General features: G+C 67.7%; 18 protein-coding genes and 1 pseudogene. 6 read left to right on the top strand and 13 right to left on the bottom strand.

All coding sequences use genetic code 11. The features are described from left to right. Window positions 1-60: 60 nt before the first annotated feature. Together SNA_RS26630 and SNA_RS26625 are read right to left on the bottom strand one after the other, a co-directional pair. Window positions 61-1473: a phage terminase large subunit family protein gene (locus SNA_RS26630; protein WP_241779851.1), complete on the bottom strand. Its 1413-nt coding sequence runs from the start codon at window positions 1471-1473 to the stop codon at window positions 61-63. Between the two features lie 112 nt (window positions 1474-1585). After that, window positions 1586-2137, bottom strand: coding sequence for a hypothetical protein (locus SNA_RS26625; protein ID WP_030066997.1), 552 nt, complete (start codon window positions 2135-2137; stop codon window positions 1586-1588). Window positions 2138-2630: 493 nt separating this feature from the next. On the opposite strand from SNA_RS26625, the gene SNA_RS26620 reads away from it, so the two are divergent. After that, on the top strand, window positions 2631-2972 hold the full coding sequence (locus tag SNA_RS26620; protein ID WP_030066998.1) for an LppU/SCO3897 family protein: 342 nt from the start codon (window positions 2631-2633) through the stop codon (window positions 2970-2972). A 160-nt stretch (window positions 2973-3132) separates the two neighbouring features. Here the strand turns inward: SNA_RS26620 and SNA_RS26615 are convergent, their stop codons facing one another. The 3 genes from SNA_RS26615 to SNA_RS26605 all read right to left on the bottom strand — a co-directional run bounded on the left by SNA_RS26615 (window position 3133) and on the right by SNA_RS26605 (window position 4880). Further along, on the bottom strand, window positions 3133-3681 hold the full coding sequence (locus SNA_RS26615) for a hypothetical protein (protein ID WP_157880104.1): 549 nt from the start codon (window positions 3679-3681) through the stop codon (window positions 3133-3135). 579 nt (window positions 3682-4260) lie between these two features. Next, complete coding sequence (locus tag SNA_RS26610; RefSeq protein ID WP_030067000.1) at window positions 4261-4515, bottom strand: hypothetical protein; 255 nt, start codon at window positions 4513-4515, stop codon at window positions 4261-4263. Between the two features lie 65 nt (window positions 4516-4580). After that, window positions 4581-4880, bottom strand: a complete 300-nt coding sequence (locus SNA_RS26605) for a hypothetical protein (RefSeq protein WP_030067001.1) — start codon at window positions 4878-4880, stop codon at window positions 4581-4583. A gap of 88 nt (window positions 4881-4968) precedes the next feature. On the opposite strand from SNA_RS26605, the gene SNA_RS42795 reads away from it, so the two are divergent. Further along, a complete protein-coding gene (locus SNA_RS42795) occupies window positions 4969-5478 on the top strand; it encodes a hypothetical protein (RefSeq protein ID WP_157880103.1) in 510 nt (169 codons plus the stop codon). Window positions 5479-5793: 315 nt separating this feature from the next. Here the strand turns inward: SNA_RS42795 and SNA_RS26595 are convergent, their stop codons facing one another. Further along, complete coding sequence (locus tag SNA_RS26595; protein WP_030067003.1) at window positions 5794-6465, bottom strand: hypothetical protein; 672 nt, start codon at window positions 6463-6465, stop codon at window positions 5794-5796. A 557-nt stretch (window positions 6466-7022) separates the two neighbouring features. Here SNA_RS26595 and SNA_RS26590 point away from each other — a divergent pair. Next, window positions 7023-7613, top strand: coding sequence for a hypothetical protein (locus SNA_RS26590; protein ID WP_030067004.1), 591 nt, complete (start codon window positions 7023-7025; stop codon window positions 7611-7613). Window positions 7614-7921: 308 nt separating this feature from the next. On the opposite strand, the pseudogene SNA_RS44315 reads toward SNA_RS26590, so the two are convergent. Together SNA_RS44315 and SNA_RS26585 are read right to left on the bottom strand one after the other, a co-directional pair. Continuing rightward, window positions 7922-8053: pseudogene (locus tag SNA_RS44315) on the bottom strand (IS3 family transposase); the annotation flags it as partial. 3 nt (window positions 8054-8056) lie between these two features. Next, entirely contained in the window at window positions 8057-8704 is a 648-nt protein-coding gene (locus SNA_RS26585; protein WP_044367067.1) for a TetR/AcrR family transcriptional regulator, read from the bottom strand. A gap of 79 nt (window positions 8705-8783) precedes the next feature. On the opposite strand from SNA_RS26585, the gene SNA_RS26580 reads away from it, so the two are divergent. Next, complete coding sequence (locus SNA_RS26580) at window positions 8784-9440, top strand: VC0807 family protein (RefSeq protein WP_044367065.1); 657 nt, start codon at window positions 8784-8786, stop codon at window positions 9438-9440. 177 nt (window positions 9441-9617) lie between these two features. On the opposite strand, the gene SNA_RS42790 is transcribed toward SNA_RS26580, so the two are convergent. Further along, a complete protein-coding gene (locus SNA_RS42790; protein ID WP_157880102.1) occupies window positions 9618-9860 on the bottom strand; it encodes a hypothetical protein in 243 nt (80 codons plus the stop codon). A gap of 523 nt (window positions 9861-10383) precedes the next feature. Between SNA_RS42790 and SNA_RS26570 the strand changes: the two genes are divergently transcribed. Together SNA_RS26570 and SNA_RS26565 are read left to right on the top strand one after the other, a co-directional pair. Beyond that, on the top strand, window positions 10384-11724 hold the full coding sequence (locus SNA_RS26570; RefSeq protein ID WP_044367062.1) for an ATP-binding protein: 1341 nt from the start codon (window positions 10384-10386) through the stop codon (window positions 11722-11724). Continuing rightward, complete coding sequence (locus SNA_RS26565) at window positions 11721-12845, top strand: tetratricopeptide repeat protein (protein WP_044367056.1); 1125 nt, start codon at window positions 11721-11723, stop codon at window positions 12843-12845. Before SNA_RS26570 ends, SNA_RS26565 begins: the two co-directional genes overlap by 4 nt. A 352-nt stretch (window positions 12846-13197) precedes the next feature. Here SNA_RS26565 and SNA_RS26560 read toward each other — a convergent pair whose 3' ends face one another. The 4 genes from SNA_RS26560 to SNA_RS26540 all read right to left on the bottom strand — a co-directional run bounded on the left by SNA_RS26560 (window position 13198) and on the right by SNA_RS26540 (window position 18120). Continuing rightward, window positions 13198-13803 carry a DJ-1/PfpI family protein gene (locus SNA_RS26560; RefSeq protein ID WP_030072525.1) on the bottom strand — a complete coding sequence of 202 codons (606 nt, stop codon included), beginning with the start codon at window positions 13801-13803 and terminating at the stop codon, window positions 13198-13200. Continuing rightward, complete coding sequence (locus SNA_RS26555; RefSeq protein ID WP_044367055.1) at window positions 13800-14771, bottom strand: GlxA family transcriptional regulator; 972 nt, start codon at window positions 14769-14771, stop codon at window positions 13800-13802. The genes SNA_RS26560 and SNA_RS26555 overlap by 4 nt, the downstream gene beginning before the upstream one ends. 534 nt (window positions 14772-15305) lie before the next feature. After that, window positions 15306-16145, bottom strand: coding sequence for an aldo/keto reductase (locus tag SNA_RS26545; protein ID WP_030072519.1), 840 nt, complete (start codon window positions 16143-16145; stop codon window positions 15306-15308). A 148-nt stretch (window positions 16146-16293) separates the two neighbouring features. Next, window positions 16294-18120 carry an AMP-dependent synthetase/ligase gene (locus SNA_RS26540; protein WP_044367054.1) on the bottom strand — a complete coding sequence of 609 codons (1827 nt, stop codon included), beginning with the start codon at window positions 18118-18120 and terminating at the stop codon, window positions 16294-16296. Between the last annotated feature and the right edge of the window lie 163 nt (window positions 18121-18283).

The following is an 18283-nucleotide window of genomic DNA, read 5'->3' as shown; positions in this document are numbered from 1 at the left end:
TCGCAACTGCCCCAGTTGCGTATGCACCCCGCAGTCGCCGAAACTAATCGGGCACGAGGCTCAGCGGCGCCGCGCCAGCCGGTCATCCCGGTACGTTGCTGACATAGCACCGGCCTGCTGCGGGTCTGCCAGTTGCGTCAGCGCATGCACGGCTGCGTCCATCCGGTCCGGGCTGTCCATACCTGCAACCCAGGTGACCATCTGCTGCTCCAGCGTGGGCCATTCGCCGACGTGGTGGACGCGTCCCTGTTCGTAGAGCTGCGCTATCGGCTCGGCCCGCAACCTCTTGCCGTGCTTGGCGGTTACCGGGAGAACGGCAGGCATCAGCAGGTTCTCCGTGCGCTGTTCGCGCTGGAGTTCCTGCCACTCCTGCTGGAAAATCTGGCGGCTCATGTCACCGCCGTAATTGCTCTCCACCACGATGGCGTCCGCACGCAGTTCGATCGCCAGCAGGCACGTCTCCCGCCCCCAGGCGTCGGCGCCGCGGTTGCCGGAACGGTCGTCGAGTACGTACATGTGCCCCTCGCGATCGGCGGCCGCGGCCACGATTCCGGTCTCGTCGCCGACGGCGGACTCCCCGCCGGCAGGGTCGACTGCGACGACGATGCGCGCCAGGTCGATGCCGCGGAACCGGGCTGCGTTGATGCGGTTGTTGGTGATCCATGGCCACTGCCACACGCCGCCGTCCTGCGGCCGCGGCTGCTGCATGTACAGGCTCCACCAGACCCGTTCGCCCACGGACTTGCGGATTTCGGCGAGCGCGTCGACGTCGTACCGCTCCGGCCACAGGGCAGCGCCAACCGGGCGGCTGAGGGCATCGTCCTCGGACAGCGCCAGGGCCGGGAGGTCGATGACCGTCCATCGGTCGCCCTCGTCGGCGAGGACCCGGCCGGCGAGGTCGTCCTCGTCCCAGCGGGTCTGGATCAGGATCACCGACCCGCCGGGCTCGATACGCGTCAGCAGGACGGCCTGCCACCACTCCCACAATCTCTTACGCATCGTGGGCGAGGCCGCCTCCTGCGCGTCCTTGATCGGGTCGTCCACCACCGCCAGGTGGGCGCCCTTGCCGGTGAGGCCGCCGCCGACACCGGCCATGACGGCGCCGCCCTCGGTGCCGGCCAGGTCGAAGCGGTTCGCCGCACTGGAGCCGGGGCGCAGGCTCATGCCGATCAGCGGGCCGTAGGTGACGATCGCGTCTCTGATCCATCGGCCGTGATCATCAGCGAGGTCTGAGGAGTAGGACGCGATCGTCACCCGGTGCTCGGGTCGGCGCCGCAGGTACCACAGGGGCGCCCACCGGGCCGCCCGGCGACTTTTACCGTGCCGTGGCGGCATCGTCAGCAACAGCCTCGTCGGCTGCCCGGCCGCGACCTGTTCGAAGGCTGCGTCGATCTTCGTCAAGTGCGGGGCTTGCATCTCCCGGCCGTCCGTCAGAACCGCCGCCATCGCGCCGGGCGAACGGTCCATCGCCATCTCGCGCTCAAGGCACGCGAGTTGCGCACGAAGCTGGGGCGTTGACGCTGCGGCGATCTCACGGCGGCGCTGTACGGGAAGCGACCGATAGACCTCGAGGCCCGCAGCCTCGTCAGCCCTGGGCATCCTCGCCTGCACCACCGCCGGCAAGAGTGATCAGCCGCTCCAACTCATCCAGACCCGCGGTCTCCACCTGAACGGCGGCTCCGTCGGGGCCGGACAGCTCGGTGCGCACGGGGCGATCCAGACCGTGCAGGCGACTGCTGCGCTCAATGATCCGCACCGCACGGTCGACGGCCTGGTAGTCGCCCGAGCGGATCGCTGCCCGGTAGACGGTGAAGAACAGCCGTTCCAGCCGCTCGGCCATGAGCTGGCGCAGTTGGTCGGTGTTCTCGTCGAGGACCGTGGCGCGTTCCCGCAGAGCCTTGGACACGTCCTTGCAGGCCAGTTCGATCAGTCGCTTGTCGCTGGGCGGCTCCAGTTCTTGGCGGTACTTCTCGATGCCGTAGCCCTGTGGGTAGGCGACTCCGTCACTGTTGATTGACGGATCGGCGGCAAGCTTGTGACCAATGGTCAGCCAGTCCACGCCCGCCAGACGCAGATCGATTGCATCGGCGCGGCGCTGAGTGATGGCGGCCCGCGCGGCGCGGTCGGGGCGGCCCATGAACACAACTCCCGGCCCCGCGCCTCCTAACCATGATGGCTGACCCAAGGGGCCGGGTATTGGCGACAGCGGTTGGCGAACGGGCTTGTGTGGGAATGGCTCGTCGACCGTAATGGAGATACCAGCGTTCACCCAGTACCGAAGTTCGTGCGTACCACGACAGGGCTGAGGTTTTGTGCGTTCCGCCGTCACCCTGCCCAGGGATGCAGGTTCCAGAGCCCGTACGCTGCAGTGTCGAACGTCGAACTGACGTTGTCGTACTGCATGGCTGAACCTCAGGGGGATTACTGTGTCCGCACACCCACCGCCTCACGGTGGTCCAGCCCCTTATGGCTACCCCACCTCCACGCCGTACGGTCCGCCTGTAGGGCCGACCCCGTACGGCCAACCTGGCCATGTGCCGCATGGTCAACCTGTAGGACCGGGCCCGCAAGGCCAGCAGCCGCCGTACGCCCAGCCCGTTCCGCAGCAGTGGGTATCGCCAGGCACGCCCATGTTCGTGCCGACCGGAAAGACCCGGCGTGTGTGGGTCAGACCCCTCATCGCCTTCACCGCGTTGGCCGTCTTTGGGACGGTCCTTTGGCTGTTCAGCGACGGCAAGGCCCCGCCGAGAGATGCGACTTACGCAGTCGCCGGGGAATGCGTGGAGAACGCCGGTACCTTCCATAAGCCGGTCCTCTTCATCGTCGACTGCAACGATTCCAAGGCCGATTACAAGGTCGAGTCGACGCCCGGCTACAAAGGCCAGTGTCCTCCCGATCAGGACCGTTACCAGCAAACCCGCAAAAGCGGAATCGTGGATACCACCCTCTGCTTGTCCAGGGTCAAGCACTGAGGTCTTCGGCCGCAGTGGCGTACTGCTCTGTCGGCTGGAGAGCACCGGGGGCTGCGGCTGAGATCTGGCCGGACGATGCGTCCAGACTCGCGCTGTATGGTCCCCCGGTCCCACTCGATGCCCGTTGGACCGTAGAGCTTCGAGGGGCCGACTGGACACGTCAGTGGCCCCGCGGTCTGGACACGGCATCAAGCGAACGCCAGTTGTCCGTCCTCACCAGAGTCACCGGCATCCAGGGGCGGCGTACTGGGGACATCCGGTTCATGCGGAGCCACCAGCCGAACTGCCAGTTCCGGCAAGTGCGGTGAAATCGAGATCGGCGTAACGGCGTTTCGGCCGGTATGGAGTGCTCGTCCCAGCCGAAGATGGGCCAAGTGTGAGTCAACTTCACCTTGAGGCCGGGCACCATGGCGTTTCCCTCCCAGGATTCGCCGGGCGCGTACTCGAACGCAAGATGAGCGTTCCGGTGCCACTCCCAGGGGAAAGGCAGGGCGCACAGAAACCAGGCTGCCGGCGGGTCCGTCGCGGGCAGCCGGAGCGACATGTGCTGTGTCCGCCGGTCGATGCGGGCTTTGTTGCACCTGGCGAATTTCTTGAGGAAGTGCTGCGTGAGGTCGAGCTCGCGGATGCCGGCCAACGACATGATGCGATAGCTGGATCGTGCCTCTATTTCAACGCGGACTCTTTGCGGATCCACCCCCGAATTCATTTCCTTGCGCCTTCAATTTGGAATTCCTATCCTTATTAATTCTATCAAGGTTGAGGAAATTTTCTCGTGCTTGTTGCGTCGGAAGTTGTTGGGGTAAGGCATGTTGAATTCATTCCCGAAAGCCTCCTCGTAGTCAGCCGTCCCTGGGCTTGTCGCACGCGGACCTCGCCGTCTGCGACGGCTTGCTCGGCTGCCCGCAGGTCGGCACCCACGGCGGACACCCGTCCGAGGGCCGCCGCCCCGGCCACACGCTCGGCCTGCAACTTCTCCACCTGGGTAAGGGCCTGGCGGAATCGTTCCTTGGCTTCCCGCCACACCCCGCTGTGCGGCTGCCGCCCCCATTCACGCAGCAGGTGCGCGATGCCCTGCTCGCTGTCGATCCAGGCATCCCGGTTACGTGGAGGCCGACCGTTCAGTGGGGGCGGTGCCTCTTCGTCAGTGATCTAGTATTTGCCGTGCCAGAACCGGTTGATGAACTCCGTCCGGTTCTTCTTGTTGCCCAACCGGGCCGCAACCGCGCCCCAGGCCGGAGCGCCCTTAAGGAGCCGGGTGGCTTGCTCGGCGAAGTAGTCAGCGTCGTCACACGACAGGTCGCTGAGGGGCCGCGCGAGCGGGGACCTCGGTGGAGATGTTTTCCACCGCTCCGTTGTTGGCCGAGGCGACCACCATTTCGAAACCGGTGAACTCTGGCTTCAATGCGGTGACCGTGCGCGTGTAATCACAGCTCTGCCACCGGTACGGTTCCCCGTCGGCGAACGCCATGGAGGGCATCCGCAGCTTGGCCAGGCGCCGGGCGCGCTCGACAATCACAGCGGCGAAGCAGTCGCGCAGCATCGTCGTCTTGCCAGTGCCGGGGGGCCATTCACCGCGAATAGTCCGCTGGAGTCGGCCAGTTCGGCTCAGATGGTGTTCACCGCGAACTGCTGGCTGAGCGCCAAGGGATGCTTCGGGTTCGCCGGCCAACGTCCCACCGGGGTGTGTTCGGACGCCACCGTGTCGAGGGCCACCTGCGGCTGCTCCCGCAGATCGGCCCGCCACGCGGTATTCACCTGTGCCCCGGGCGTCAGATAGGCGGCCAGCCCCGCCCCGGGCTCCCGTGTCTGCAAAGCGCGCGAGACCACGTCCAGGTCGGCGACGAAGAAGCTGTTGAGGAAGTCCTGCTGATCAGCGCCATCGGCCCACTTCTGGCGAACTGCCACACTCCGCACACGGACCTCGCCCGGCCGCAGAGCGTCCGATACGCATCGCCGAAAGCTGTGCAACGGATGCTGGATTAGGCGGGTCGTCGTGGAAGACGCCCTGCTGGAATGGCTCACAGGCGAAGCAGAAGGTATTGACGCGGACCCGACCAGCCCTCAGCGCCCCGGACATCGCAGCGGACCACGAGAAGGCTGCGCGCAAGCAAGAGCGGCTCCAAGCCGAACAGAACAGATTGTCGACGCGCTCACCCGGCTAGCCACGGACAACGCCCTCTACCCAGAGAAGTTCCCAGACGGCGTATACGAAGTTGCACGCGACAGGCTTGTGGCCAAGCAGACCGACGTCACCGTCCGCCTCGCGAAACTGCAAGAGGTTGAGCAACAGCCCATGCGAGAAGAATTCTACCCCGTCGTTGCGGGGCTCCTCGAAGAATGGGACACCCTACTCGCCACGGAGAAGAACAATCTTCTCCGCAAACTCCTACGACGAGTCGCCCTCACCGGAACGGGACGCGGCTCCGAATCCATAGACTTCCACCCCGTCTGGGAGCCCAACCCCTGGGCGACCAACCTCAAGGAAGAGGAACACCACCCTTGAGACGGCTGACCGTCCTGATGCCGCAACCTGGTCAGCAAGTCACTGCCCTCACGACAACGTTGGCAATACACGCACACTCTGGTCACGGAGACCTCCGCTGACCAGGGTGGCGTTGATTCGGGGCGGGCGGGCCGGCACCCCAGGGCCTCGGCGGCGCCGGCGGTCCGGTCATGTGCCTGCCGTGGAGTTATTCCGGAGTCCCTACTCTGAACTTCCCGGCTGGATGAGGACGAGCGCCTGCTCGCGTGAGCAGACCTGCCGTCGAAGGGACCGTGGCGCCCGACCGGCCGTGATCCGTCCGCCGGGGGGCTCGCGCTACCTGACCTTCGCGGTGACGGTCCGTACGAACTCCGGGGTCACCTTGTCGCGCCAGATGAAGGGTGCCGCGTCATACTGGCCCTCGAAGGTCGCGGTGGTGTGCCCGCCGACCGTGAACATCAACGGGCCCTTGCGGCACGTCCAACTGTCGTCAATGAGCCCGTTGATGACACAGGCATCGGCGCCGCTCTGTTTGAAGCTGTGCCCCAGCGCGACCTCCCTGTCGTAAGCGGCTATCAGCTTGGGATCGGCTACGGCATCGACACGGACCCACAAGCGGGTGGCGCGGTACGTCTCGCCCGGCAGTCGCATTTCGTAGTCGCACTGGCCGGAATCGGAGCTGTTGCTCTCCTTCCACGAGGAATCCGCGGCGAAGTCCTTGATCGAGGGCACGTAGACCCCGTTTTGCTCCTGCCGGAGGTCCTCGGCGTCCGGAAGGATCGCCTTGACGTCCTCTTCGTCCACCAGCATGCAGGCGTTCGGCCATTTGTCCGCGGCCAGGATCTTGCCGTCCTTCAGCGGGGGCAAGCCGGCGTCCCCGTTGCGGGGTGCGGCTTTGCCGATGGAGGTCTCACCGATGAAATCGACGATCAGGAGCGTGGCTTGAACGGTGGTGGCGATCAGTAGGGCAGCGGCCAGGGTGAGCCAAGCGTTACGGTTATTCTTCACAGTGGCCGATCCTGCCCAACAAGCCGGGCCCAAACTTCACTTGGGGAGATCGCGTCGACCACCTCACGGTGGTCCGGGCACCGGCCGCCCCGCTTCGGCGTCCGGTCCGGAAGCAATTGCTCGATCCGCACACACTGCGCGTCAGTCGACGGCGTACCCGAACCAGCGACAGGCTGATCCAAAAGAAACGGCGTAGTGGCTGGTATGACCGCCAGCGATCGATCCAGATAGAGCTACGGATCAGAAGCGCCTGACATCTCTCGCTGACATGAAAAGCGGTGGAAGTCGACGGTCGCAGAGAGCCGTCAATGGCGCAGGGGTTGGACCATGCGGCTGGCGCTTCGGAAGCCGGGCCGAACTCCTGAAACGGGTGTCGCAGGTTCGAGTCCTGGGGACTCAACGATGACCAACACTGACATTCGCCAACAACCCAGTGGCTGGACAGGATCGTTAGGAGTGCTTGCCAGCGGCGAGACTGGCGGAGGGATCCTCAACGCTGAAGCCGGGCATAAGCTCAGGGGCTTGAACAGTGTTGGAACGGGCCGGAGGAGGGCAGGGTGGAAGCACTCACACAGTTGGTGACGATCGCTGCCGTGCTGCTTGGAGCACTGACGACGTACGCCACGAATCAGTTGGCGGAGCGGAGCAAGCGGCGAGAGGCCCGGCGCGTTCGGTGGGACGAGAAGAAGTTCGACGCGTACGCCGATTACATCAGTAAGGTCCGTGCCACCATCAGCGCCAATGTGGTGCTCTATGAGGTCCGCGAGGGCATACGGACAATGCCTCGAAGCGAGCAGGACTTGCGGCTGGACCTCACTGAGGCGGGGCGCGTTCAAGCGATTGCCTTTGAGCGAGTGATGCTCCTGGCGGGGGATGCCGTGATCGAGGCGGCCCACACGGTACAAGAAGCGATGGCCGCGTGCGGATGGCAAGCCCAAGGAACGGTCGAGGGAACGTTGGACAAGTGGAGAGAGCTCCACAGCGCAACGTTCCGTGCGATCAATCACTTCCACGAGCAGGCGCGGGTCGACCTCGGCGTGAGCGGAAGGTTTGAGGGCGAGCAGCATTCAGCCCGCGGCTTGCTGATACCTGCGAGCCGGAACGCGGAGGCAAGCACGAGTAACCCGCAGTCCGTAGACCACGGTTAGGGCCCTTCTGATGGATCTCCGCGGCGTCGCGACGCCCGGCACGCCCTCTCGCCGCACCGCACGAAAGCCCAAGTAGCGCCGCTACGAGGACTTCCGCGCGGCACGCCGAGAGCACGCACCGGACGCCGCTCCTTCTCCCACGGAGACCCATCAGAAGGGCCCTAGCGATGTCGCTGACGGGCCGGATACGGCCAGCCCTCCTCGGCCGGGAGGTAGGTGATGTCGCCGCACCAGCGCCTGTGGACGTCAGCTGGGTCGGGCTTTCTCCGCCTCGACGAACGGGTTCACGTTCACCGGGTCTTCGTTGCGAAGAAAGCCGTCGCACGCTTGAGGATCTCCACGTCCTCCCGCAGTCTGCGGTTCTCCCGACGCAGCCGGGGAAGTTCCTCGCGCTCACTGCTGGTCAGGCCGTCCCGCTCGCCCGCGTCGACCTCGGCCCGAGATCAGTCCTCGCCTCGGCCCGGGAACCGGTGCAGGCCGTGTGCCGCCATGGTGAATGCCGCCTCGGCCGCAGCGCGTGCCTCGGGGTGCACTGCATCCGCGTTTTCGCCGTCCAGCAGTCGTCGCACGTTCTCGGCGATCAATTCCTCGCGGACGCCGACGAGCTGGGCCGCCGCGACCCGTGCCAGCACGTCGGGTTCGGTGTCGGGCCCGGCCAGTTCGGCGGCCAGTAGTTCGCGGTCGCGGGCGACGAGCCGCAGCGCGCGGTGCGCCAGGGAGGGGGTGTCGCGCAGCAGGCGGCGGACGGCCAGCACGTTGGGGGCATCCGACAGGCCGGTGGCCGCGTCCCGTTCGGCCAGGCCGGTGAGGAAGGCGCGGCGCAGCGCCTCGACCGGCGGTTGGCCGGCGGGGCGCTCGCGGACGATGCGGGCGGCGTCGCCGACGTGCGCCTCGACGGGGTGCAGCGCGAGGTCCTCTTTGGTCGGGAAGTAGTTGAAGACGGTCATCCGCGAGACGTCGACCGCCGCCGCGATCTGGGCGACCGTCACGTTCTCGAAGCCGTGCTCCAGGAAGAGGCCGATGGCCGCCGCCCAGAGTGCCTGGGCGGTCTGCTGTTTTTTGCGCTGTCGAAGGCCCGTCTGCTGCGTCATGACCACAGTGTACCAAGTCAAATTTTCATCGCAGCCAAAATATTGACTCCGTACATAATTCATGGCTACGGTCTGCACCATGACAGCGATCACCGCCCCCCAGCCCTCCGCCGGCCGCGCCCGCCTCGCCGCGCTCACCCCGCTCCTTGTCGACGCCGCGCTGCCGCTGGCCGGCTACTACCTGCTCAGCAAGGGACTTGGGGTCGGTACCGTGGCGGCGCTGGCGATCAGCTCGGTGCCGCCCGCGCTCAGCGCGGCCTGGACGGCACTGCGCCGTCACCGGGTCAACGGCCTTGCGGCGCTGACCCTGGCGACCACCGCGGCCGGCATCGCGCTGAGCGCGGTCACCGGCGACCCGCGGCTGATGCTCGCCAAGGACGGCGTGGTCAGCAGCGTCATCGGCATCGCGATCCTGCTGTCGGCCGCAGTGGGCCGACCGCTGATGTCGGCCGCCCTCAAACCGATGATCACCAAGGCGGACCCGGCCCGGATGAGCGCGTGGGACCGCCTGTCCCGGACCTCGGCCGAGTTCCGGGACGTGGAGCGCGGGGTCTCCGTGGTGTGGGGGGTAGCACTGCTGGCCGAGTGCGCGGCCCGGGTGATCGGCGCCTACGCGCTCCCGGTCGCGACGATGCTGTCCGTGCACAGCCTGTTCGTCATCGCCGGCGTGATCGCCGCGATCAAGTTCTCAAAGTCCCGCGTGGAGCGGATGTCCGCGCTGCTGCGCTCGGCGTAACACGATGACGCGGACACCACGCCCTTGCCGAGATGACCCTCGACCGGCACGAAGTCGCCCGCTGACAGACCAACTTGGCGCAGTACATCCCCGGTCGACCAGCGCGAGCATGCCGACCACAACGCACACCAGGCCCCCAACCTGCCAACTCGGGTTGCGCATAGCGGATTCAAACCCTCAAGAAGCCGAAGTGCTGACCGTCTCCGGCTTCCGTTCGGCGGGGACTTGCCGCCGGGCGGTGACCCGGGCGACCTCCTCGTGCGCGTCCTCGATCGGATATCCGGCGTCCTGAGGCATCCGGATGCCGGTCTCCAGGGACAGCACTCCTGCGCCGACACCCACCCGGTCCCGGATCTCCAGCGGAATCCTGGCCCGACGTGGGGGCTTCGTGAACGGGGCGCGGCACTCACGCCGTCGCATGACTTGGGCCGGTGTGGCCACAGCCGTTCAGCAGGTCACTGGTTGAGCAGACCCAGGCGCGGTCGGCGGTAACACGGGCCACCGTCGCCGTTGAAGGCGGTGCATTCGGGGAGGCAGCGGACCATGCCCGCGCTGCGAACCAGGCCGCGCTTCCGACGGCCGCCCGTTCCCGTCCGCTGACCTTCGCCGTCACGGCAGAGGCCCGCCAGAACCGCACCACACAGGCTGTCACCCACCTGGTCGCGGCCGAGGCGGCGGCCCCGCTGCGGCTGCGGCCGGCCCCTTTCGCCGGGAGGTGATCGCCGGGCGCGCCGCCCGGACCAGCGTCCCCCCGAGGCCGAAGCGATGCGGAACCTGGCCGAGCGAGTTGGACTGAGGCGAAGGAAGCCAGGCGGGACATGGGCGCGCGTCATTACCCCCGTCCTCGCCGCAGGCCACGTGATTTCCACCAGCAGGCTGTGCGCACAGCAGTACATCGAGGGGACCGGCAAGCCACCCGTGTCGTCTCCGTAAAGTATGGGCCATGTCAGCAGAATCCCCCCTTATACAGAGCATGCGTACGGCCGTTGCGGCGGCGCCCGATGACGTGCCCCTGCGGCTGCACCTGGCCGAGTTGCTGCTGGCTGCGGGGCACGGTGATGCCGCCGTGGGGGAGGTTTCCGTGGCGTTGCAACACGTGCCCGGTGATGTCCAGGCACGCGAGTTGATGGTCCGGGCCCTGGCAGGTCCTCCGGCAACCACGCCCGGCGAAGCCGCGCTGCCCGCGCCGCCACAGGCCCCGGTGCCGGAGCAGCCTCCGGCCTCCGTGGCCGAACCGCCGCAAGACCCCGCGGCCGGGAATCTTCCGGCTCCGGCCCCCGCCTCGGGTCCGGGCTTCGACTGGAAGGCCGCCGAGGACGAGGTCGGCGATGTCGTGCCACCCCGGTTCGTTCAGGCGCCGCTCACCGTTGACGGCAGCGGCGATCCCGGAGACACCGCGGCCTGGGACGTGGAGCGGCCCGGGGCCGTCCGCCTCGCCGATGTGGGCGGTATGCAGGAGGTCAAGGAGCGGCTGGAGGCCGCCTTTCTGGCGCCGTTGCGCAATCCGGAGCTGCGTCGCCTGTACGGCAAGAGTCTGCGCGGAGGGCTTTTGCTGTACGGGCCGCCCGGCTGCGGCAAGACCTTCATTGCGCGGGCCGTCGCCGGTGAACTCGGGGCGAACTTCCTTTCCGTGTCGGTCAACGATGTGCTCGACATGTGGATCGGCAACTCCGAGCGAAATATGCACGAGCTCTTCCAGACTGCCCGTCGCCAGGCTCCGTGCGTGGTCTTCCTGGATGAACTGGACGCGCTCGGCGGCAAGCGCAGCCGCACCCAGAGTGCGGGTCTGCGCAACACCGTCAACCAGTTGCTGACCGAGCTGGACGGCGTCGAGGCGGAGGCGAACGAGGGTGTGTTCGTGCTCGCCGCCACCAATGTGCCCTGGGACGTGGACATCGCCCTGCGACGTCCCGGCCGGCTGGACCGGACCTTGCTGGTGCTGCCGCCCGACGGACCGGCCCGGGAGGCGATTCTGCGCTACCACCTGCGTGAGCGGCCCATCGAGAACGTGGACCTCGGCAAGCTGGCCAAGGCCACCGACGGCCTGTCCGGCGCCGATCTGGCCCATGTGTGCGAGGCCGCGGCCGAGCATGCGCTGCTGGACTCGGCCCGGACCGGGACCGTACGCCTGATCGGGATGAAGGACCTGCTGACCGCGGCGAGACAGGTCACTCCCTCGACGGAGCCGTGGTTCGCAGCCGCCCGCAACGTGGCGATGTACGCGAACGACGGCGGGATGTACGACGACCTGGTGGCCTATCTGAAGAAGAAGCGAAAACTGTGACTGAACTGAACTCGGCCGTCGAACAGGCCCGGGCCCTCATCGATTTCAAACGCTATGACCAGGCCCGGGCCCTGCTGTCGCAGCGCCTTGCCGAAGACCCCGGTGACCTGCGCGCCTGGGTCGAGATCGGCTACTGCCACCTGAACACGGAGCAGCCCGAACAAGCCCTTCACGCGGCTGACGAGGCACTCAAGCTGGCTCCCGAGAACCCCGTGGTACTCACCCTGCGCGCCCAGGCGATGATCAACGGGCCCAACGGCTGGCGCGGGGTCGAGCCCGTGCTGCGCGAAGCGGTCCGCGTCGCCCCGGACTACTGGAAGGGCTATGCGATGCTCGCCGACGCCGTATGGCGCGAGGCGGTCATGCGTTACGCCCAGGCAACCGGCACGACGGATCTCCGGGGCCATGACCTCAGCGGCGTGCTGCGCGAGGCGGCCGACCTGGCCGCGGAGGCGCTGCGGCTGGGACCCGAGGAGATCTACGCCCACGAAGTCGCCAGATGGGTCGCCCAATTCTCAAATAACACCGCGGCTTGCGACCAGCTCGACCACGCCATCCTCCGGCTCGACCCCACCAACGCCGAAGCCCTGGCCCGGCAGACCCAAAAGGCCGCCGAAGCCCCGGGCGTCAAAGCGGCCCAGGCCGCCGACCTCTACGCCACCGGGCTCGCCGCCGCACCGGACTCTGCCGAGATGCAGCGTGGCCTCGACCAGGCCACGTACCGCATGCTGCGCGGTGTGCGATGGCTCGCCCTGCTCTGTGTCGGCTTCGCCGGGACAGGAATGGACCTGTTCGCCGTCGAGGGCAAGGTGCAGCGGGAGTTGCCGCTGCCACTCGGCCAGCGCCTGTGGTATCTCGTGGTGGCGACCGCCATCTGGCTCGTCGGCGCCCTGCTGCGCTACCGGCGGCGGCGCGCCGGCGTCCGGCTCAACGTGCAGTCACTGATCCACCGCCGCCAGTGGGCCCGCATCGTGCTGGGCCAGGCGGCCTGGGCCATGGTGTGCGCCGTGCTGATCGCCGAAGTTCCCTGGACGGACCGCCTGTTGCCGCAGGTGCTGTTCTGGGCAGGGCTCGCGCCGACGTTCGCCACGGTCTGGTTCGACCGGACGAAGACCCGGTGATGAGCGACCCCAGCCGCAGGGCACGGCCCGCTCCGGCCCTGCACCCCACATAGCGGCCGTGCCTCGCGGATTGCTTTTGTTTGTCGATGCTGGAGAACGGCAGGCGGCTTCTGGACCGCGCCGGCCACATCAGCGCCTTCGCCGAGGCACTGCACATCGCCCCGTCAGCTGACCGGCCAGCCCTTCGCTACCGCCGACCTGCACCCATGCCCTGCTCGGCGAACTCCACCTGATCTCCGCCACCTCGCTGACCCAGGACCGGGAACGGCCTGGTCGCGCTGCTCTGTGGCTGGTGTGCGCGCCGGGGCCGGCCTGTCCCCCGATCGGGCCGGTCCCGGCGCTGTCCTGATTCTCAGCGGGCTGTCGGCTCGTCGGTGGGGCAGGGCGGGGCGGGCTCGTACTGGATGTAACGGCGCACGGCACGGGCGTGATCGTGGCCGTGCAGCCGACCGACCAGCCAGAGTGCCATGTCGATGCCGGCGGACACGCCCTGGCTGGTGACCAGTTCGCCGTCGACCACATAGCGTGCGTCGCGGACCACGGTGATGTTCCCGCGCGCCTGAAGGGCGTCCTCGAAGGCATGGTGCGTGGCCACCCGGCGGCCACGGGCCGCGCCCGCCTCGTGCAGCAGCAGGGCCCCGGTGCAGACGCTGGTGGTCCAGGCAACCTGGGTCGAGGCTTTGCGGATCCACTCGATGAGGACGGGGTTGGTCACCTCGGTGCGGGTACCGTTCCCGCCGGGCACGAGCAGCACGTCGAGCGGCGGGTGGTCGTCGAAGGTGTGGTCGGGCAGCACCCGCATGCCCTTGTTGCAACGGACGAGGCCCCGCCGCTCGGCGATCAGCACGGTGGTGTCGCCCTGCGCCCGGATCATGGCGGAGGAGGTGAACACCTCCCAGGGACCGACGAAGTCCAGTTCCTCGGCCCCCTCGAACAACAACAGCCCATAGGCCGTCATGCGTACTCCTTGATGGACCGGAATCTGTCCCGGTACTCGGACGGCGCGATGCCGACCTGTCGGTGGAAGGCGCGCCGCAGCGTCTCCGCGGTACCGAAGCCGCACCAGTGGGCGATGGCCTCGATGGGATCGTCCCCCTCGACCAGAGCCCGGCGTGCCGTCTCCACGCGCACCCTCTCCACGTATGCCGCCGGCGGTGTGCCCAGTTCGGCGGTGAACCGGCGCTGAAGATGACGGGGGCTCAGGCCGGCTTGGGCGGCCAGATCGGCGATGCCGTGCCGGCCTCCGGGATCCGTGTGGATCGCCGACACCGCGGTCCGGATCGGGTCGCTGGACGGCTGGCGCGACCACAGCGGCACGCTGAACTGCGACTGGCCGCCGGGCCGGCGCAGGAAGAGCACCAGCTCCTGCGCGACGGCATGGGCGATCTCCCGGCCCAGGTCGTCCTCCACCAGAGCGAGTGCGAGGTCCATGCCGGCGGTCACACCGGCCGAAGTCCACACCCGCCCGTCCCTGATGAAGATCGGGTCGCAGTCCACCCGCAGATCCGGATGCTGCCCGGCGAGTTGCTCCTCACGGGACCAGTGAGTGGTGACCCGGCGGCCCTCGACGAGGCCGGCGGCTGCCAGCAGGAACACCCCGCTGCACACCGAGGTGACGCGGCGGGCGGAAGCCCCGGCCGCGGCGATCCACCCGGTCAACGCGCTGTCGTGCACCGCGTGGTCGACGCTGTTGCCGCCCACCGCCACCAGGGTGTCGATTCCGTGCGGGTCGAGATCGGCCACACCGTGTTCGGCGTGCACGGGCAGGCCACTGGTCGAGTGGACCAGGCCGGCGGTGGGCGCCAGGACCTGGCAGTCGTAACCGCCTGAGAGCGCCCCCGCGTACTGGAACACCTCGTGCGGGCCGACCAGATCCAGTGACTGGAAGCCGTCGAAGATCACGAAGACGATGCGACGTTGTTGCATGTCTTCAGCCTGCTGGCCCCCGGCTGATGGCGTCAACGACGAGTATCCCACGATTCGTGCCATCGCCCGAGGGCCTGCGATGTGGACGGCGCCCAGCTGCTTGACGACTCGGCGGGCACGTCATCGAACACCTCGGTGATGCGGTGGGGATCCCGACATGGGACGGCCCGTCCACCGGGACGGTGGACGGGCCGTGAAGTGGTTGGTCGGGAGGGGCCAGGACTTCGGTGCCGGTTCGGTGATGCGGCCTTCGACCCACCACCCCGCAGGGCAGCAGGCCACCGGTCAAACAGGCCGCGACCCATCGCAGTCACAAGGACGCACCCCCAGCGCCTCCCACAGCGAAGCCGTCACGACCTCGCTCGTGTGCTCCAGAGGGATCGTCCGAGCGGGAAACTCCTCGCTCTTGATCAACTCGTACGCCTTGTCCGCGCCGATCCGGAAAGCCCGAGCGGCGGTCCGCACACTCACCACCGGAGGCAGCGACTACAGCTCCTCCACGGTCATCAGATCACGCGGCTCAGCGACACCGGATCACATGTCGAACGTGGCCGGGTCAGGCCCCAGGCGCTTGCCCTCGTTCAGGGCGGCGATCGCGCCCATGTCCTCGTCGTCGAGCTCGAAGTCGAAGACGTCGATGTTGTCCTTGATCCGGGACGGGGTCACGGACTTGGGGATGACGATGTTGCCGAGCTGAATGTGCCAACGCAGCACGGTCTGTGCGGGGCTCTTGCCGTACTTCTCGGCGAGCTGGGCGATGGTCGCGTTCTCCAGCAGACCCTTGCCCTGGCCCAGCGGCGACCAGGCCTCGGTGGCGATGCCGTGCGAGGCGTGGTGGGCGCGGGACTCGGCCTGCTGGAGATGCGGGTGCAACTCGATCTGGTTGACGGCCGGCACGACCGAGGTCTCGCCCAGCAGTCGCTCCAGGTGCTCGGGCAGGAAGTTGGAGACACCGATGGCCTTGGCGCGGCCACTCTGCGCGATCTCCTCGAAGGCCCGCCAGATCGTGAGGTAGTCGTCCCGCATCGCGCGCGGCCAGTGAATCAGGTAAAGGTCGATGTATTCGAGCCCGAGCTTGTTCAGGGACGAGTCGAACTCGCGCAGGACGCTGTCCCGCGTCCATGTTTCGGAGGCGCTGTTCCACAGCTTTGTGGTGACGAACAGCTCGTCACGGGCGATGCCGGAGGCGGCGAGGGCCTTCCCGGTGCCCTGCTCGTTGCCGTAGACCGACGCGGTGTCGATGCTGCGGTAGCCCGCCTCCAGGGCGTGCCCCACGGTGGCGAACGCCTCGTCGTCCGGGACCTGCCAGACGCCGAAACCCAGTTGGGGCATCGCGGTGCCGTTGTTGAGCGTGATGTACGGAACCTTGCTCACGGGGGATGGGTCCTTACCTGGTGCGACTATGTGTCCGACAAGGTCAACGATCAACCACCCTCACACATTCCCGCCACCGGGAACGAAACGGGTGAATCGCCGCAACGGCCCCGCGCCGCGCCCGGCCCGATGCCCCCGAGGCCGGCCCTTACCCCCGGTAGAGCGCGTCCACCTCGGCCGAATACGCCGTCTCGATGACCTTCCGCTTCAGCTTCAGCGACGGGGTCAGCAGCCCGTCCTGCTCGCTGAACTGGTTGGCCAGTATCCGGAACGTACGGATCGACTCGGCCTGCGAGACCAGCGTGTTGGCGGCGACCACCGCACGCCGGATCTCGGTCTCCAGATCAGGGTCCCGCACCAGGTCACCGGGCGGCATCTCGGGCTTGCCGCGCATGGCCAGCCAGTGGGTGACGGCCTCGGGGTCCAGCGTCACCAGGGCGGCGATGAACGGCCGGTCGTTCCCGACGACGATGCACTGGGCGACCAGCGGATGCGCCCGGACCCGCTCCTCCAGCGGCACCGGCGAGACCGTCTTGCCGCCGGAGGTGACCAGGATTTCCTTCTTGCGGCCGGTGATCGTCAGATAGCCGTCCTCGTCCACGGCGCCCAGATCGCCGGTGGAGAACCAGCCGTCGTTGAGCACCAGATCGGTCGCCTTCGGGTCGTTGTGGTAGCCCTGGAAGACCTGGCCGCCGTACAGCCAGATCTCGCCGTCCTCCGCGATATGCACGGTGGTGCCGGGAACGGGGGTGCCGACGGTGCCGAAGCGGGTCCGCTCGGGCGGGTTGGCGGTGGCCGCGGCGGTGCTCTCCGTCAGGCCGTAGCCCTCGTAGATGATCACTCCCGCGCCGGCGAAGAACAGCCCGAGCCGGCGTTCCATGGCCGAGCCGCCCGACATCGCATGCCGCACCCGGCCGCCCATGGCGTCGCGGACCTTGCTGTAGACCAGCTTGTCGAAGATCTGGTGCTGCATCCGCAGCGAGGCGCTGGGGCCCGATCCGGTGCCGAACGCCTTGTTCTCCTGCGCCTCGGCATAGCGGACGGCGATCTCGACGGCCTTGTCGAACGGCCCGACCTTGCCGTCCGCCTCCGCCTTGCGCCGGGCCGCGGCAAAGACCTTCTCGAAGATGTACGGCACGGCGAGGATGAACGTCGGCCGGAAGGTCTGGAGATCGGGCAGCAGCGCACGGGCCGCCAGCTCGGGCTGGTGGGCCAGCTTGACCCGGCCGCGGACGGCCGCGACCTGCACCATCCGTCCGAAGACATGCGCCAGCGGCAGGAACAGCAGGGTGGCCGCTTCCTCGCGCGCCTTGGATTTGAAGACCTGCTCGTAGCGCAGCACGATGTTGTCGGATTCGGCCATGAAATTGGCATGCGTGATGACGCAGCCCTTGGGACGGCCCGTGGTGCCCGAGGTGTAGATGATCGTTGCCGTGGCGTCCGGGGTGACGGCCATCCGGTGACGGTGGACGACATCGTCCTCGATGTGCGCACCGGCCGCAGTCAGCTCGGCCACCGGGTCGGCGTCCAGCTGCCACAGCCGGCGCAGCTGCGGCAGCCTGTCGACGACCGAGCCGATGGTCATCGCATGGTCCTCGTGCTCGACCAGGCAGGCCGTGACGTCGGCGTTGTACAGCATCCAGAAGACCTGCTCGGCCGACGACGTCGGATACAGCGGTACGACCTGGGCGCCCACGGACCACAGCGCGAAGTCGAACAGGGTCCACTCATAGCGCGTACGGGACATGATGCCGACCCGGTCGCCGAACCGGACGCCCTGTGCCAGCAGGCCCTTGGCCACTGCGAGGACCTCGTCCCGGAACTGCGCCGCGGTGACGTTTTCCCACTGCCCTGCGGGGTCCTTACGGGCCAGTGCGACGCGTCCGGGGTCGCTGTCGGCGTTGTCGAAAACGGAATCCGCCAGCCCGCCGACCTGCGGTGCGGTTGCCAAAGGGGGGACGGTGAACTCGCGCAATGACCCAGCCCTTCGTGGTGCTCCTCACAGGGCCGAGACCGTACCCCACGGCGCCCGGGGTCCGGGAGGGCCGTACCACGGCGCACAGGAGCGTGTACCGGAAATGGCCAAGTGCGAATTCGGGTTACTTCGGGTAAAGCGTGGACACGATCTCGCCTCTTCG

The sequence above is a fragment of the Streptomyces natalensis ATCC 27448 genome (assembly GCF_000935125.1).
GTDB classification, from domain to species: Bacteria; Actinomycetota; Actinomycetes; order Streptomycetales; family Streptomycetaceae; genus Streptomyces; species Streptomyces natalensis.
The sequence above is the reverse complement of the archived record's forward strand: the minus strand, read 5'-3'. Positions and strand labels throughout refer to the sequence as shown.